The 14,120-nt window shown below is 48.6% G+C and carries 17 protein-coding genes and 1 pseudogene; 13 read left to right on the top strand and 5 right to left on the bottom strand.

Annotated features, from left to right (window positions below; all coding sequences use genetic code 11):
• Positions 1 to 8 precede the first annotated feature (8 nt).
• From AFK67_RS13840 to AFK67_RS13830, 3 genes are read left to right on the top strand one after another with little or no spacing between them, the layout of a single operon-like run.
• Positions 9 to 734: a phage antirepressor KilAC domain-containing protein gene (locus AFK67_RS13840; protein WP_050555368.1), complete on the top strand. Its 726-nt coding sequence runs from the start codon at positions 9 to 11 to the stop codon at positions 732 to 734.
• Complete coding sequence (locus tag AFK67_RS13835; protein WP_038883193.1) at positions 731 to 1,780, top strand: DUF968 domain-containing protein; 1,050 nt, start codon at positions 731 to 733, stop codon at positions 1,778 to 1,780. Before AFK67_RS13840 ends, AFK67_RS13835 begins: the two co-directional genes overlap by 4 nt.
• Before the next feature lie 18 nt (positions 1,781 to 1,798).
• On the top strand, positions 1,799 to 2,557 hold the full coding sequence (locus AFK67_RS13830; protein WP_007728178.1) for an antitermination protein Q: 759 nt from the start codon (positions 1,799 to 1,801) through the stop codon (positions 2,555 to 2,557).
• Positions 2,558 to 2,739: 182 nt separating this feature from the next.
• Here AFK67_RS13830 and AFK67_RS13825 read toward each other — a convergent pair whose 3' ends face one another.
• Together AFK67_RS13825 and AFK67_RS22105 are read right to left on the bottom strand one after the other, a co-directional pair.
• Positions 2,740 to 3,153, bottom strand: a complete 414-nt coding sequence (locus tag AFK67_RS13825) for a type II toxin-antitoxin system HicB family antitoxin (RefSeq protein ID WP_007728176.1) — start codon at positions 3,151 to 3,153, stop codon at positions 2,740 to 2,742.
• Positions 3,154 to 3,209: 56 nt separating this feature from the next.
• On the bottom strand, positions 3,210 to 3,392 hold the full coding sequence (locus tag AFK67_RS22105) for a type II toxin-antitoxin system HicA family toxin (protein ID WP_071602705.1): 183 nt from the start codon (positions 3,390 to 3,392) through the stop codon (positions 3,210 to 3,212).
• A 205-nt stretch (positions 3,393 to 3,597) separates the two neighbouring features.
• Here AFK67_RS22105 and AFK67_RS13820 point away from each other — a divergent pair, with 205 nt between their 5' ends.
• From AFK67_RS13820 to AFK67_RS23670, 7 genes and pseudogenes are all read left to right on the top strand, one after another.
• Positions 3,598 to 3,978, top strand: coding sequence for a phage holin family protein (locus tag AFK67_RS13820; RefSeq protein WP_007747946.1), 381 nt, complete (start codon positions 3,598 to 3,600; stop codon positions 3,976 to 3,978).
• Entirely contained in the window at positions 3,965 to 4,249 is a 285-nt protein-coding gene (locus AFK67_RS13815; RefSeq protein WP_007709085.1) for a phage holin family protein, read from the top strand. Before AFK67_RS13820 ends, AFK67_RS13815 begins: the two co-directional genes overlap by 14 nt.
• The gene (locus AFK67_RS13810) at positions 4,246 to 4,869 is read left to right on the top strand and encodes a glycoside hydrolase family 19 protein (protein WP_053532902.1); all 624 of its coding nucleotides are present in this window, start codon (positions 4,246 to 4,248) and stop codon (positions 4,867 to 4,869) included. Before AFK67_RS13815 ends, AFK67_RS13810 begins: the two co-directional genes overlap by 4 nt.
• The gene (locus AFK67_RS13805) at positions 4,869 to 5,333 is read left to right on the top strand and encodes a lysis protein (RefSeq protein WP_032806383.1); all 465 of its coding nucleotides are present in this window, start codon (positions 4,869 to 4,871) and stop codon (positions 5,331 to 5,333) included. The genes AFK67_RS13810 and AFK67_RS13805 overlap by 1 nt, the downstream gene beginning before the upstream one ends.
• Before the next feature lie 252 nt (positions 5,334 to 5,585).
• Positions 5,586 to 6,032 carry a hypothetical protein gene (locus AFK67_RS13800; protein WP_032967679.1) on the top strand — a complete coding sequence of 149 codons (447 nt, stop codon included), beginning with the start codon at positions 5,586 to 5,588 and terminating at the stop codon, positions 6,030 to 6,032.
• A gap of 370 nt (positions 6,033 to 6,402) precedes the next feature.
• A pseudogene (locus AFK67_RS23470) lies at positions 6,403 to 6,683 on the top strand (Acb2/Tad1 domain-containing protein).
• A 67-nt stretch (positions 6,684 to 6,750) separates the two neighbouring features.
• A complete protein-coding gene (locus AFK67_RS23670) occupies positions 6,751 to 6,930 on the top strand; it encodes a tail fiber assembly protein (RefSeq protein ID WP_200863221.1) in 180 nt (59 codons plus the stop codon).
• 259 nt (positions 6,931 to 7,189) lie between these two features.
• Here the strand turns inward: AFK67_RS23670 and AFK67_RS23080 are convergent, their stop codons facing one another.
• On the bottom strand, positions 7,190 to 7,975 hold the full coding sequence (locus tag AFK67_RS23080; RefSeq protein WP_038883206.1) for a hypothetical protein: 786 nt from the start codon (positions 7,973 to 7,975) through the stop codon (positions 7,190 to 7,192).
• 159 nt (positions 7,976 to 8,134) lie between these two features.
• On the opposite strand from AFK67_RS23080, the gene AFK67_RS23665 reads away from it, so the two are divergent.
• From AFK67_RS23665 to AFK67_RS13775, 3 genes are all read left to right on the top strand, one after another.
• On the top strand, positions 8,135 to 8,419 hold the full coding sequence (locus AFK67_RS23665) for a phage tail assembly chaperone (protein ID WP_081591074.1): 285 nt from the start codon (positions 8,135 to 8,137) through the stop codon (positions 8,417 to 8,419).
• Positions 8,420 to 8,566: 147 nt separating this feature from the next.
• Positions 8,567 to 8,797 (top strand): S24 family peptidase, encoded by a 231-nt coding sequence (locus tag AFK67_RS23465; RefSeq protein ID WP_235508994.1) that lies wholly within the window; start codon positions 8,567 to 8,569, stop codon positions 8,795 to 8,797.
• Between the two features lie 33 nt (positions 8,798 to 8,830).
• Positions 8,831 to 9,951 (top strand): IS3 family transposase gene (locus AFK67_RS13775; protein WP_085958808.1). Its coding sequence is split into 2 segments (ribosomal slippage): positions 8,831 to 9,089 and positions 9,089 to 9,951, totalling 1,122 coding nucleotides; the frame shifts between segments, so codons are not numbered across the junction.
• A gap of 273 nt (positions 9,952 to 10,224) precedes the next feature.
• On the opposite strand, the gene AFK67_RS13770 is transcribed toward AFK67_RS13775, so the two are convergent.
• Both AFK67_RS13770 and AFK67_RS13765 read right to left on the bottom strand, forming a co-directional pair.
• Positions 10,225 to 11,814 carry an AAA family ATPase gene (locus tag AFK67_RS13770; protein WP_007731207.1) on the bottom strand — a complete coding sequence of 530 codons (1,590 nt, stop codon included), beginning with the start codon at positions 11,812 to 11,814 and terminating at the stop codon, positions 10,225 to 10,227.
• A complete protein-coding gene (locus AFK67_RS13765; RefSeq protein WP_144421364.1) occupies positions 11,811 to 14,102 on the bottom strand; it encodes a hypothetical protein in 2,292 nt (763 codons plus the stop codon). Before AFK67_RS13765 ends, AFK67_RS13770 begins: the two co-directional genes overlap by 4 nt.
• Positions 14,103 to 14,120 lie beyond the last annotated feature (18 nt).

The following is a 14,120-nucleotide window of genomic DNA, read 5'->3' as shown; positions in this document are numbered from 1 at the left end:
AGAAACGTATGAACCAGACAAACCCGATTTCAGTTTGCCCCAGGCATCATGTGGCGCTGGCAGGTCAGGAGATTTTTATGTCCAGCCGGGAAATTGCCTCGCTTGTAGGTTCACGTCATACCGACGTGTGCACCGCCATTGAGCGGTTAATGAAGAAAAGCGTTATTGAAGGGTATACGGCATTGCCGTACACCCACCCGCAGAACAGGCAGGAATACCACCACTACCTGGTTAACAAGCGTGACAGCTATGTCATTGTGGCGCAGTTATGTCCGGAGTTTACCGCGCGCCTGGTTGATCGCTGGCAGGAACTGGAAAGCAGCCAGCAGCCGGGCGTGCCGCGGTCGCTGCCGGAGGCACTGCGTCTTGCTGCGGATCTGGCCGAACAAAAGGAAAGGCTGGCACAGGAACTCGCCGCCGCGGCGCCAAAGGTGGAGTTTGTGGATCGCTACTGCACCGCCAGTGGTTCGCTCTCATTCCGTCAGGTCGCAAAGCTGTTAAAAGCCAAAGAGACGGATTTCCGCCTGTTCCTGATCGACAACGAGATTATGTACCGCCTCGGCGGGGTGCTGACGCCGCGCCACCAGCATATTGATGCCGGACGATTCGAGGTGAAAACGGGCACCTCCACGACATCCAACCACGCGTTCAGCCAGGCACGTTTCACAGCGAAGGGTATTAAGTGGATAGGTGGGCTGTGGGCTGAGCATGTGGCGAAGGGGAACGCAGCGTGAGAGCTCTGTTAACACAGGAAATCGCGCGCGGAATGGGTATCGTGCTGCTGCGCCCCGGCCCTGAACTGATGCCCATATTTGCAAACGGGCGCGTGCTGGTGGAGGTTCAGCCAGAAAGTATGGTGCATTTCCCGAGCGGCGCGGTGCCTCCGGCGCACCAGCCTCTGGCTGATGACGAGGGGCTGAAAGTCTTCTTTACTGATGAGCGGGTGATCCGGGCTGCTGGTGGCATCACTGGGCTGGAGCACTGGCTGATGAAGCAGCAGGGCGGCTGCCAGTGGCCGCATAGTGAGTACCATCACCATGAGCTGACCACGATGCGGCATGAGCCCGGCGCGCTGCGACTGTGCTGGCATTGTGATAATCAGCTGGCCGAACATTTTACTGAGCGCCTGTCAGCAATTGCCCGTTCCAATGTGATAGCCTGGATTATCAGCGTCGCGAGCGGAGCCCTTGCCTTTAACGATACCCACGAGCTGACTCTGCCGGAGTTGTGCTGGTGGGCTGTCAGAATGGATATCACAGATGCGCTGCCGGACAGCGTGGCGCGCCGCGCGCTGCGCCTTCCGCCTTTGCCAGTGCAGGGCGTGTCGCGTGAAAGCGATATTGTTCCGGGACCGTCGGCCGCTGAAATAGTACAGACGAAAGCACAGCGTGCTGGTGCCGTGAAGACGCTAATGAACTGCGACAAGCCGCACGAGCAACAGATGCGGGTGGTTGCGCTGACAATCGACCCTGAGTCGCCTGAAAGTTACATGCTCCGGCCAAAGCGCCGCCGCTGGGAAAACGAGAAATACACCCGCTGGGTTAAGCAGCAGCCTTGCGCATGCTGCCACCAGCGGGCAGACGACCCCCATCACCTGATCGGCCACGGGCAGGGCGGGGTGGGTACCAAAGCCCATGACCTTTTCGTGTTGCCTTTGTGCAGAAGGCATCACGACGAGCTCCATCGGGACACCGTGGCATTCGAAGAAAAATACGGCTCACAGCTTGAGCTGATTTTTCGTTTTTTAGACCGCGCGCTCGCGATCGGCGTGCTGTCATAAGTGGAGTGGAGACCACACATGAACCTCGAAGCTTTACCAAAGTTCTATTCCCCGAAATCACCGAAACTCAATGATGAGACACCAGCCACCAGCAGCGCCGCGCTGACCATCTCGGATGTAATGGCCGCACAGGGTCTCGTCCAGTCTAAGGCGGCGCTGGGGTTCAACCTCTTCCTCGCCAAAATGGGCATCCAGGATCCGCAGCCAGCTGTTGATGGACTGGTTAAATATGCGCTCGCGCTAAATAACGGCGTAATGAAAAAACTCGGTGAGCGCGCGCGCGCGAAAATGGCCCTTTGTCTGGCTCAGTTCGCCTACAGCGACTATGCGCGCTCGGCAGCCAGCAGCTGCGAATGCCATCACTGTGAAGGAAAAGGGGTTAAGCGCGTGCGTCGGGAGGTGGTGAAGCATCCTGGCGTGAAAGGCGTGGATGCGACAATTCGCGTAGAGGAAGTGGAAGAACTCTGTAAGCACTGCGGTGGGAAGGGGATTATCAGTACGGCCTGCCGGGACTGCTCGGGACGGGGAACGGCGCTCGACCGTAAGCGTACCGAGTTACACGGCGTGCCGGTGCAAAAGCTGTGTGAGCGATGTGGTGGTAAAGGGTTTGCACGTCTTCCCACCACTCTGGCGCGCCGTCAGGTGCAGGTTCTGGTGCCTGATATGACCGATTACCAGTGGTACAGCGGGTTTGCTGACGTCATTAACCTGCTGGTGACGAAATGCTGGCAGGAGGAAGCATTCGCGGAAAAAATGCTGCGCGAAATCACACGTTAGAAGCCTGATTAAACATTTTGACGGCATGATGCTTGCTAAGTTCAAAAAAATCGGGTAGGATTTCTCTAACGATGGGCATTGTGTATCCACCGTTCAGAACCCGCCATTGAGCGGGTTTTTTATTGGCGAAAAAAAGCCCGACATAAAGCCGGGGCTCAAAAGCAGGGAGACGGAGGAAGTGGTTAGCCTGCTTTATGCAACTCGTTGCGCGTAGCAGCCGCAATAAATGCGCTTCTGCTGCTATATGACGGGTTATTTTTTACCGCGCTATCGATTTGGTGCAATAACCGATGCGGCAAGGTGATATTTATTCTTTCCGCGCGACCATCGAATTTGTCCATGTTGACCGGGATCAGAACCCACTGGCCGTTCTTATACGCTGCGGCATCTTTTGCGATGTGCTCCTGCATCTTACCGGCGTTCGGTATCGCCATATCATTTTCTGCTAACGCTTCGAAGTGCGCATCAATTGCGCTTCTGGCGTCGGCAATAGCTTCTTCGACCGTATCCCCGGCGAAGATACAGCCATCAACATCAGGAAACCACCCGCTGGCGGATCCGTCTTTATCTATCTCAATAAATGCTGGGTAATGCATACGTAAATCCCCGTGGTATTCGTCGTAAAGGTGCGCCCCGTAGGGCGCGCTCCTGATTACTTGATCCCTGCTTTTTTGAGTACTTGCCGAAGGGTTCCGGTTTTAATCTCTTTGCTGGGATGGGGTACTGTCACAAGGTTAGGAGAATCTGGATGTTTGAACGTGTGGTGACTGCCTTTAATCCTTACCAACGTCCAGCCATGTTCTTCTAACAGCCTTATCAGTTCCGAACTCTTCAAGTCTCCTCCGTCTCGCTAACTGATGAAGTAATTATACACACTATACACACCACTGCAAATGGTTTGATGTGTATGGTGTGTATATTTTTATTTTCAGCTCAACCGCAGCTTAATTCCTCGCGGTTCATTTACTTCAGGCTCGCTCCGGCGGGTCTTTTTCATTTCCCCTCGCTCAGAGAGGATGCACAGCAAAAGAGGGGGCTACATGTCCGATCCGGTTTCGGGAACTGTCGCGGCAGGTGCTGCGCTTACTGGTGCGAGCATCTACGGACTGCTGACCGGCACAGATTACGGCGTAATTTTTGGCGCGTTTGCCGGTGCGGTCTTTTATGTTGCCACCGCGGCAGACCTGACCCTGATCCGGCGCGCAGCCTATTTTGTTGTTTCGTACATCGCTGGCGTTTACGGTGCGGGGCTGGTGGGCTCCAAACTTGCCAGCTGGACGGAATACAGCGACAAGCCGCTTGATGCACTGGGGGCCGTTATCCTCTCTGCGCTGACGATTAAAATCCTGACTTTCGCCAGCCAGCAAGACCCTGCGCAGTGGTTCCAGCGGTGGAGAGGGGGAGCCAATGGTAATAAGTGATCCGCTGGTACTGACCAACGTGGCGACGTGCTCGGCCATTGTTTTGAGGCTGATGCTGTTCCGCAAGCCCGGTGCCCGTCACCGCTGGTGGGCATCGTGGCTGGCATATCTGATTATTCTGGCGTATGCCTCGGTGCCGTTCCGCTACGCCTTTGACTTTTACGTCCACACACACTGGGCGTCGGTCATCATCAATTTAATCATCTGCGCCGCCGTGTTCCGTGCCAGGGGCAACGTGGCGCGCCTGTTTCAGGTACTGAGGCCCGAATGAACCAACAACAATTTCAGCAGGCGGCTGGTTTAAGCGCCGGCTTAGCTGCGCGCTGGTTCCCGCACATTGATGCGGCGATGCGCGAGTACGGCATCACTGCGCCGATTGATCAGGCAATGTTCATTGCGCAGGTAGGCCATGAAAGCACCGGCTTTACCAGGCTGGTGGAGAGCTTCAACTACAGCATCGCCGGGCTGAGCGATTTTGTCCGTGCTGGTCGGTTAACTCAGGATCAGGCCAACATGCTGGGCCGCCGCACGTATGAAAAGGTGCTCCCCCTTGAGCGTCAGCGCGCGATAGCCAATCTGGTTTACAGCAAGCGCCTCGGTAATAACACCTCGGGTGATGGCTGGAAATATCGCGGGCGCGGCTTAATCCAGATTACGGGGCTCGAGAATTACCGCGACTGCAGCAGCGCGCTGAAACTCGACCTTGTCAGCACCCCGGAGCTGCTTTCCGAAGAGGCCAGCGCTGCGCGCTCTGCGGCATGGTTCTATACCAGCAAAGGCTGTCTGAAATATCCGGGCGATTTGCTGCGCGTCACGCAGATCATTAACGGTGGGCAGAACGGGATGAAAGACAGACAGGCCCGCTATGCGGCAGCTCGCCGGGTGCTCTGATGACTGCGCTATGGAGCTTTTCCCGTGCATGGTGGAAGCCGTTACTTTTCCTGGCTGCTGTTGGATTTGCGCTTTATTACCGGGCCTCGCTCACAAAAGCCGAGGCATCTTTAACCAACGTTAATCATGAATTAAAACTGGCTAAAGATGACATTGAGGATATGCAGCGCCGTCAGCGCGACGTAGCGGCTCTTGATGCGAAATATACGAAGGACTTAGCGGATGCTCAGAAAAATATTGCACAGCTTGAGCGCGATGTGGCTGCTGGCCGTAAGCGGTTGCAGCTCAACGCCACCTGTCCCGCGAACGGAGCATCCGGCACCAGCGACGTGGGCGATGCTCCCACCGCCAGACTTACAAACTCCGCTCAACGGGATTATTTCACCCTCAGGGATGGAATCGAAACAGTGACCAAACAGGTTAACTATCTGCAGGACTACATCCGGCAGCAATGCCTCAAATAAATTGTGTTACCCCGTAAGGATGGTGATCGAAATCTTGCTGACGGGTAAGCCGTAAGTGGGCAAGCAATTCCGTGAGGAATAGCGAAGCCTGCGACCATGACAACCCCCAAGAAGATTCACCATCAGCAAAAAAGCAATATCGGCCTCGCTAATGCGGGGCTTTTTTATGCGCTTTGCAAGCGCAAACAATAATCCGAGCCTTTCAAAAGATATAAATAAGGCTTTGATTAACTCACTTAAGGAAAATAAATTATGATGAAAATTGTTAAAGCCTCAATCGTAGCTGTTTCTGTGATCGCATCTTTTTCAGCTATGGCTGACTGGCAGCCTTATAAAACCGTTGTATTGGATGGTTATACTAATACAATTCCCGGAGGTAGTGTTTACAGTGAAACAAGTGTGCCTTCAGGCGTTTATCGCTTCCGTATTGACCCGGCTTCAGCTGGAGTTGACTTTGCCACTGGCCAAGCGGGAAATACGAAATCTAAATCCGCTGCACTAATGACCTATGATCGTACGACCACCACAGATAAAACCGCTGCTGTGAGTTATTATGGTTTGAATAATGACGGTCTTAAAGCTTCGTCTCAGATGCATGCCTTTCCACAAGGAGGCGCGTTTAATCTGTTCTTAGAAGACTGGGTACGTCAGGATGATTCAGGCTCTGTGAACGTCATAATTGAAAAATGGAAGGATTAATTTTCAAATAGAATAATTTTGAAAGTAAGCACCCTATATCTTCAGTGGGTTATATAGGGTGCTTTTTATTGCTGGTATCAGGTTCAGGAATTAGCTTTAATCAAGCTTAAGGGTAATTTGTACACAAAAATAACGGGTGGGTAAGTAATGGTTTAGATTGAAAGAAAATATGCCGTATGTCTGCCAATCCAGAAATATGGTCTGTTTGGAGCGCGAAGATGCCAGACTGATTCGCCGCCTTATTACTATCAAAGTTACCATCACAAGGCGCATTTACGAGTGCGCCTGATGATGTTATCCCCTCTGCACAACACGGTTAGCCACGCTGTGAAGCGCCGCGAAGCTGGACCATCAACCCACAGGTAAATCAATGAGCGAAGCAAAACCACAGGATGGAAGCACCGTTAAGGGCTACGCACACTGGGAACGAAAGAAATCGAAGACATGAACGAGCTGAAGAAAGTCAGCCGTGAGTTCTGCCAGTTACTGGAGAAGCAGAAGGCTTGGGTGCAGGATGAGCTGACAGTGACTGGTAACCATTCAGCTGAAGCGCATGAAGCTGGCCGCTGTCTTTCTATCGCTAGGACCAAAATGCAAGAAGCTTGTATGTGGGCCCGTCGCGCTGTCGCACGGCCTGACGCCGGCTGCTGAGGCATTACAGCAGGCATTCACTGAGTGCCTGTGATAATGCTACATTACTCTCCTTACACTAGCAGAAGTGCGCGCCGAGCGCGATCGACTTATTGCCGCTTCTGACTGGGCAATGATGCCTGACGCGCCGACCGACAAAGAAGCATGGGGCGCTTACCGGAAGGCATTACGTGAGGTTCCACAACAAGAAGGTTTTCCCGAAAAAGCTGTCTGGCCGGTGCCCCCGGTCACCGTAAGCGGGGAATAATTTGATCGCATTACTCTCTGGTAGAGAAAATAACTTTCATTGTCATGCCCCCAAATATGACTCCTGTCAAAACAACGAAATTATTAAATCATTAACATGATATTTTTACAGTGAAGTGTCAGCCCATATCCTCTTCTGGGAAGAAGTGGGTATGGGTGAACGGGGTTAAATTTATACTGCCATATTTAAAGGCCGATGATGAACTTTCTCAAATTATTAATATTTTAAATTTAACGTTGAGCTGGCAAAGGTTTTTTCTTTACTTTGCTTCACATTCCATGAGCTTAAATGAATAGGTTTCGTTTTGGTTTGTAGCAACGAGGATTTTATCATCACCAATGAATGCAACTTTCCCTTTAATGAAATTAGAACATTTGCTTTTATCAAACATCTCTAGATTGTAAATTAACCATTGAGATTTATAGCTTATGTAAGACATGTAATCGTTGCCCTTGAGTGTTGCAAGATGGAATAGGAAGGAACAATAAACAACGACTAAAAACATTTGTATTAACAAAGTCACCTTATGCAGGAATGTTTTGTTGTTTGGCTGGTAACCTGGAAATAAGAATTTAATAAGTTTTTCATCGTATACAAAAAACCAACCCCATAAAGGCAATGTTATCAGGATGATAGTAAATGGCAGTGACATAACAATGGGGATAATCAAGGGGATCATTGTAGTGGCAATGAATATTAAAGAGTGAGGGAAATTTGACGGTGATACAGATGTGATGTCATTTATTATTATTCCCGAAAGGCATAGAGCTAAATTTACGCAAATAGAGCTTGCCAGGATTAAAATTCCTTTACCTAAAGTTGTTTCGTATGCTTTTTTATATAATTTAATTAAGAAACTCACTACTGCATAAGACCAATACATTAAAGTTATAATAAAAAAGCCTTTCCATAATTTCTCACTTCCCGATAAAGAAAGCAAATATAGAATAAACATGGATATAATTAGGTTTCTAATTACTTTTTGTGAAGAATCGAGTTTTGCATTGAATGTCGATATTTTCTTAAAAAAAACACTATTTAACATTGTTCGCTCCGCATAGTTAATAATGAGCAGCCGATCTTATGACTTTTCAGTAAAGCATGCTAGTATATATAGAGAATATATCTCTAGGCTTATAGGGGTGTGGAACTGGCATGAATGTAATATCCATAGTTTCTCTCATATCAAAACACTACATATTGTATTAAATTTCATGTCCGTGCGGATTATATTGCGTATATTGAGGTTTATTTTTCTTTTCACATAAGATTCAGCTCAATTAGCTTAAATACTGACAATCAGGCTGCGTTATTCCAAAGCACGTCCGCCCGAACTCGACGTACCTTTTCCAACTCTTACTGGGCAATGATTCCTGACGCGCCGACCGACAAAGAAGCATGGGGCGCTTACCGGAAGGCATTACGTGAGGTTCCACAACAAGACGGTTTTCCCGAAAAGCTGTCTGGCCGGTTCCCCCGGTCACCGTAAGCGGCGAATAATAAGGCGGAGCGTTTTTCTGGCAGAGCAGCTGTTAAAACTGCTCTGCCGTTACGATTAATAGGCCGCTTCGTCTTGATTTCGTTACCTCCTGAAAATACTGTATAAATACACAGTAATTTTTACAGGAGGTACATAATGAAAATACACCCCCTCGTCTTACCGGTTAAGCCAGTCAGCATCCCATTCTATGCAGACCTGATTTCTGCTGGTTTCCCGAGCCCTGCCGCCGATTATATCGACAGTGGAATTGATCTCGTTTCCCACCTCATTGCACACCCCTCATCCACCTATGTTCTGCGGGTCGCCGGCGACTCGATGCGCGACGCCGTGACCTGCTCCCCGTTGATTAATACACCGCGATGTTAGTAATGTCTTCATAAGCCACATGAGGACATCCCCATGAAGAAGCGTTTTTCCGACGAACAGATCATCAGTATCCTCCGCGAGGCTGAAGCCGGGGTTTCTGCCCGTGAGCTCTGCCGTAAGCACGCCATTTCCGACGCCACCTTTTACACCTGGCGCAAGAAGTATGGCGGTATGGAGGTGCCCGAGGTTAAGCGCCTGAAGTCGCTTGAGGAAGAGAACGCCAGACTCAAGAAGCTGCTTGCCGAAGCCATGCTGGATAAGGAGGCGCTTCAGGTGGCTCTGGGGCGAAAGTACTGACGACAGGCCAGAAGCGGGAAGCCGTTGAGTTTATGTGTGATGCAACCGGTCTGTCGCAACGTCGAGCCTGCAGGCTTACAGGTTTGTCTCTGTCGACCTGCCGCTACGAGGCTCAGCGTCCGGCGGTTGATGCGCATTTATCAGAGCGCATTATTGAGCTGGCACTGGAGCGCAGGCGTTTTGGCTACCGCCGCATCTGGCAATTACTGCGCCGTGAAGGCCTTCAGGTTAATCACAAGCGCGTGTACCGTCTTTATCATCTCAGCGGGCTGGGCGTAAAACGCAGACGACGTCGTAAAGGACTGGCAACGGAACGTCTGCCGCTGCTCCGCCCGGAAGCGCCCAACCTGACCTGGTCGATGGATTTCGTCATGGACGCACTGGCCACCGGTCGCAGGATAAAGTGCCTGACCTGTGTGGACGACTTCACGAAGGAGTGCCTGACAATTACCACAGCATTCGGGATTTCAGGCGTTCAGGTCACGCGTATACTGGACAGCATTGCACTGTTTCGAGGCTATCCGGCGACAATAAGAACTGACCAGGGGCCGGAGTTTACCTGCCGCGTACTGGATCAATGGGCCTTTGAGCATGGTGTTGAGTTGCGCTTAATCCAGCCGGGCAAGCCAACGCAGAACGGATTTATTGAGAGCTTTAACGGACGATTTCGCGATGAATGTCTGAATGAGCACTGGTTCAGCGATATCGTTCACGCCAGGAAAATCATTAATGACTGGCGGCAGGATTATAACGAGTGTCGTCCACATTCGGCACTGAATTATCAGACGCCATCAGAGTTTGCAGCACGGTGGCGAAATGAAAAATATGAAGATAAACAAACCGACATTACTAACTGACGGTTGTATCTAATACTGGGGGCAGGTCACATTCTGTGTGAATCAACAGGGAGCAGATCAGTCTGCGCCGTAGGTACTGACTATGAGTCGTTATGCTGACAAGGAGGTACTCGCGGTACTACCAAACTACGGCATTCAGCGCCATGATCGCTCCCAATTGTAACGAACGAGAGGCGATCATTTGCGATGGCATTTACAAGAGGATGCGATGATCTCAAATTCCTAAAATATCCTATTCCCTTCGGCTAGGAAACCCATACGTAAAACCTAAATTTACAATGTGTTTTTGGGGCTATGCTGATCTATCAAATAAATCAAATCCTCACAATGTAATTTGCATCGAATAAGCTCCCTGATTGGAACACTGTAAAAATGGGCTTTATCCGTACGCACAGCATTGATCGGAGCCAGCATTATTTCCAACTCTCGTTTGTCTTGCGCAAGATGACTGAAGGCTGCCCACGCGTCTCTCCATAGCATTAATTGACCAAGCTGGCCCAGATATAGGCCATCAAAGATTCCTAAAATCTGGTCTCGTGGAGTATATTTGTAGCGCGCATTAGACTTAACGACATTTCCCTGCACCTTCTTAAAAGCAGCGCCTCCAAGAGCCTGCTCAATCTTTGCCTGAACAGCCACACCAAAAGTTTTTTCGTAAATGTATCGCACATAGGAGCGAAGGCTGATTTCAGCACTTTCAATTAAACTCCAGATGGCATCGTGCGTGGGGCCATCATTCATGTCATTGTGGGGGGCGGGTGGAACTTCATCGACAAAAATATACTCTTTTATATAACCCCAATATACTTCATTAATTGCACTAAGAAAGCCGTTTTCATATTTACCGATACCAGTGAATAAAAGCTCGTCAATGGCCTTTTCAGAAAGCATCGGGTCCCAACCATGATCTTTAAAGATGGAGACTACTTGACTGTTAGGGATTTTATCATTGACCGCCAGTACATCATGAACAGCTCGCGCTTGTTTCGACAAAGCCACCGCCCAAAGGCGCAAAAGCTGACTGCACTCTGTGCGGAAAATCGCAAGCGACGAAGAAAGATGCTCAACAGTATTTATCTCGTTACGTTGAATAAAGTCCCACAACCTAACCGTAAGCCCTGCATGGCCTCCAGTTATGGAATGTAGTTTGAGAGCAACATTTTCTTCGATAGAGAGTGCATAACTTGTTTCAATGTTCTTTACAAGAACACCCACGTCATCTTTTGAAAAGTTCTGGATATAATAATATGCCGCTCGACTACCTATAGGCGATGTATCATCTTCCGAAAACACAAAAAGCTGTTGAGCCCCCGCAAAAACCATACCTATTTTTGCTTGAGCAGCTAATTCTGACCCATAAAGAATAGTAAAAAGGTTATCTTGGAATCCGCGTGGAAAACGCTCACCCAAAACACGCTCAGATTCGTCTATGAGAAATAAGATTGTTAAATCAACGTTGCCAGCACTACTGGTTATACTTAATATTCGTGATGAAAAATCTTCTACTGTGACGCACCTGTTTTCTTCGAGGGAATTTATAGGAAACCCATCAATCGTGGCCTTACACGACTCAATAGTCCTCACAACCAAGTAAGTAAAGAAGTCGCTGGGGGTTGCTTCTACAGGAAGTCTGGTAAGGTCAATATAAACAGGGCAAGTGAAGGTATCAAGATTTTCGACGCTGACAGATCGCTGCAAAGTCTCATGAACCTTAAGGAGAAGCGTTGTCTTCCCGCTTTGACGTCCGCCAAAAAGTAGCACACATCTTCTGTTTATAGCCTCGCGCTCCAGAGCAACTATAAGTTTGCTTCTACCAGCAAAGATACTGACGTTGGCTTGAAAAGGGTCAAACGTATGCATCATTTAAACTCCCCAATTTTTCTTTTTAGCCAAAGGGCAAGTAAGTCCATAGTGAATTTAGCATGACCGCCCTCGAGTTCAATAAGCTGGTAACCTAATAAGTGTCTTAGTGCCATACCCGAGGAACCGCTTTTGACGAGCTCACTTGACATATGCGCTTCGTTACCATCCAATGCCAGCTTTAAACAAAAATTCTTTTCATCTGGGTAATCTCTCGAAAGCCTCTCGAAGATCTCTCGCATATCTTTGTCGCAAAAAAGGATATATTGATCAACACTTTCCTCTATTATTGCTTCTGTGATCAATAACGGCCGATCAATATATTTTTCGGCAAGAAAACTGCAGAACTGCCTTGAGAAGAACGGATGCCCACCTGTTAATTTAACAATCGCAGGTACCGCTCCCTTTGCAAACTTAATACCCATGCCTCGTCCAAGAGCGGTTAACATTGCGTTGCATTCAGATGAAGGCAATAGTCGAAGATAAATTTCTTTGAAAAAGTTGAATGCGGGGTTATCACGTTCCTCGAACTGAGCTGTTTCTGAAATCGCCGCATTTGCACCAGTCACTACAAGAGAAAACGAGCTTGATTCTTGAGAAACACCCCGCAAGTAACTAAAAAAGTCAAAATAGCCTGATAGACCTTCTTTTCCTTGTGAGGTAGGAAGAAGTCGTTCAATTTCATCTAGAAGAAGTACCAATTTGGGCTTTGAGTTAGCTGGCGAACTATTGATTGACTCAAGAATACTGGTTAGATCCGCGTCGAAGGCTGTTGCCACAGGAAAATCATGTGGTATATCTAGAACGCTTTCAAAGTGCCCACCTAGCCTCCACTTAGATACTTTTAACGTCTCACTGGACGACACGAGCCGATGAAGCTCCGATGACAAGCGCCAATATATCCAACTGAAATCTTTGACATCTCCAGGTACGCGTAAGAGGTCGACATATACATAGATATCACCATCATCTCTTGCTCTACGCGACAACTCTTTAAGAAGTGACGTCTTTCCAACCTTTCGCAGGCCGAACAACCCTACTGGCATCGAATCAGCAATTGAATGTTTTAACTCATCAAGGTCACGATTTCGACCAAAAAATTTTCGTCCGACGACGGGAAAATTAACGTTAAATAAGTCTCTACGGTAAAGCCACTGCCCAAATAATTCATTCAGTGTCGCATGAGTCTCCCCGCCCTCTATTTCCGCTTGAGAAAGCGGAATTATAGCAGGGTAAAGTTTATTCTTGTTTTCAATTCTTGAGAACAGTACTTTCTTCAAATCTTCAGAAACTGATGCAGTGACCATCAGGCATAGTTGCTCATCTGTGCCGCGCGCAGCAGCAGAAACCGCAATTTTTTCGGTGAGTTCATTTATGTCAGCTAATGATACCTGTGACTTGAAGTAGACTCTTACTAATATCGTAGTTTCAACACCAAAGCTTTCAATTAGCTCTTTATCTACGATGCCAACCACAATATCAGCGCCTTCAGTCACCGCATCGAGGGGCTCAACGTCGATAATTTTAAAACCTTCACCATTAAAGAAATTGAAGGCAAGATTTCCCCTATGGTGCTTGCTTCGTAACCGGGCAATGTTCAGAGACCTGAGGTCGCTTTCAGGAAATGATGCAGGTGATAGTGTCTGAATGGCCCGTTCATAATAGATTAGTGCCTCTTGGAGTGACGCATTAGTGTTTTCTTTAAATGCATTTCGCCCTAAAAGCAAATATATCCCACCATGCGTGCCAGGCTTAGCGTTCTTGAGTGCTTCTGTAAGAAGGCTACGAGCGTCCGAAAAAAGCTCGAGAGAAATGGCTAGAGTTGCAGCGTCTTCATATATTTTTCTTACAGGAAATTTTTTTAACCCTTCTCGATAAACATCCATAGCTTCTTTTTTTCGACCACGGTTTTTCTCCATTGCGGCGAAGCTGAGAACCACCTGTAATGACGGCGATACTTCAAAAGCTTTTCGAAAAAGTTTTTCCGCCTGTTCAAATTGCCGATTGTCTCGAGCGATCACTGCTTGGGCCCTGTAGTCTTGACCAGTAGCCGTATCTATCTCTCGAGAGAGGTTTAAATCGGCAGGGGCTACGCTTGGCTTGATGTCGCAAGCGCATGGGCCTTTACTATTTGTCCCAAGAATATAGCTGACTTTATCACCTACTCGATAATCAGACTTTTTCTGCAATTCTGAACGCGAAAAATAAAGTTTCGACTTACTATCATCTGTTTTCAAAAAACCAAACCACTGCCGCAGCATTGTAATTTCGCCTGAGTATCTTTCAGCCATTTTTCATCACAATTAGTT

Source organism: Cronobacter dublinensis subsp. dublinensis LMG 23823, assembly GCF_001277235.1.
Lineage (GTDB): Bacteria > Pseudomonadota > Gammaproteobacteria > Enterobacterales > Enterobacteriaceae > Cronobacter > Cronobacter dublinensis.
The sequence above is the reverse complement of the archived record's forward strand: the minus strand, read 5'-3'. Positions and strand labels throughout refer to the sequence as shown.

Coding starts and splice junctions, on each gene's coding strand:
- AFK67_RS13840 (WP_050555368.1), top strand. CDS start 9: ATGAACCAGACAAACCCGATTTCAGTTTGCCCCAGGCATCATGTGGCG.
- AFK67_RS13830 (WP_007728178.1), top strand. CDS start 1,799: ATGAACCTCGAAGCTTTACCAAAGTTCTATTCCCCGAAATCACCGAAA.
- AFK67_RS13825 (WP_007728176.1), bottom strand. CDS start 3,153: ATGCATTACCCAGCATTTATTGAGATAGATAAAGACGGATCCGCCAGC.
- AFK67_RS13820 (WP_007747946.1), top strand. CDS start 3,598: ATGTCCGATCCGGTTTCGGGAACTGTCGCGGCAGGTGCTGCGCTTACT.
- AFK67_RS13815 (WP_007709085.1), top strand. CDS start 3,965: ATGGTAATAAGTGATCCGCTGGTACTGACCAACGTGGCGACGTGCTCG.
- AFK67_RS13810 (WP_053532902.1), top strand. CDS start 4,246: ATGAACCAACAACAATTTCAGCAGGCGGCTGGTTTAAGCGCCGGCTTA.
- AFK67_RS13805 (WP_032806383.1), top strand. CDS start 4,869: ATGACTGCGCTATGGAGCTTTTCCCGTGCATGGTGGAAGCCGTTACTT.
- AFK67_RS13800 (WP_032967679.1), top strand. CDS start 5,586: ATGATGAAAATTGTTAAAGCCTCAATCGTAGCTGTTTCTGTGATCGCA.
- AFK67_RS23080 (WP_038883206.1), bottom strand. CDS start 7,975: ATGTTAAATAGTGTTTTTTTTAAGAAAATATCGACATTCAATGCAAAA.
- AFK67_RS23465 (WP_235508994.1), top strand. CDS start 8,567: ATGAAAATACACCCCCTCGTCTTACCGGTTAAGCCAGTCAGCATCCCA.
- AFK67_RS13770 (WP_007731207.1), bottom strand. CDS start 11,814: ATGATGCATACGTTTGACCCTTTTCAAGCCAACGTCAGTATCTTTGCT.
- AFK67_RS13765 (WP_144421364.1), bottom strand. CDS start 14,102: ATGGCTGAAAGATACTCAGGCGAAATTACAATGCTGCGGCAGTGGTTT.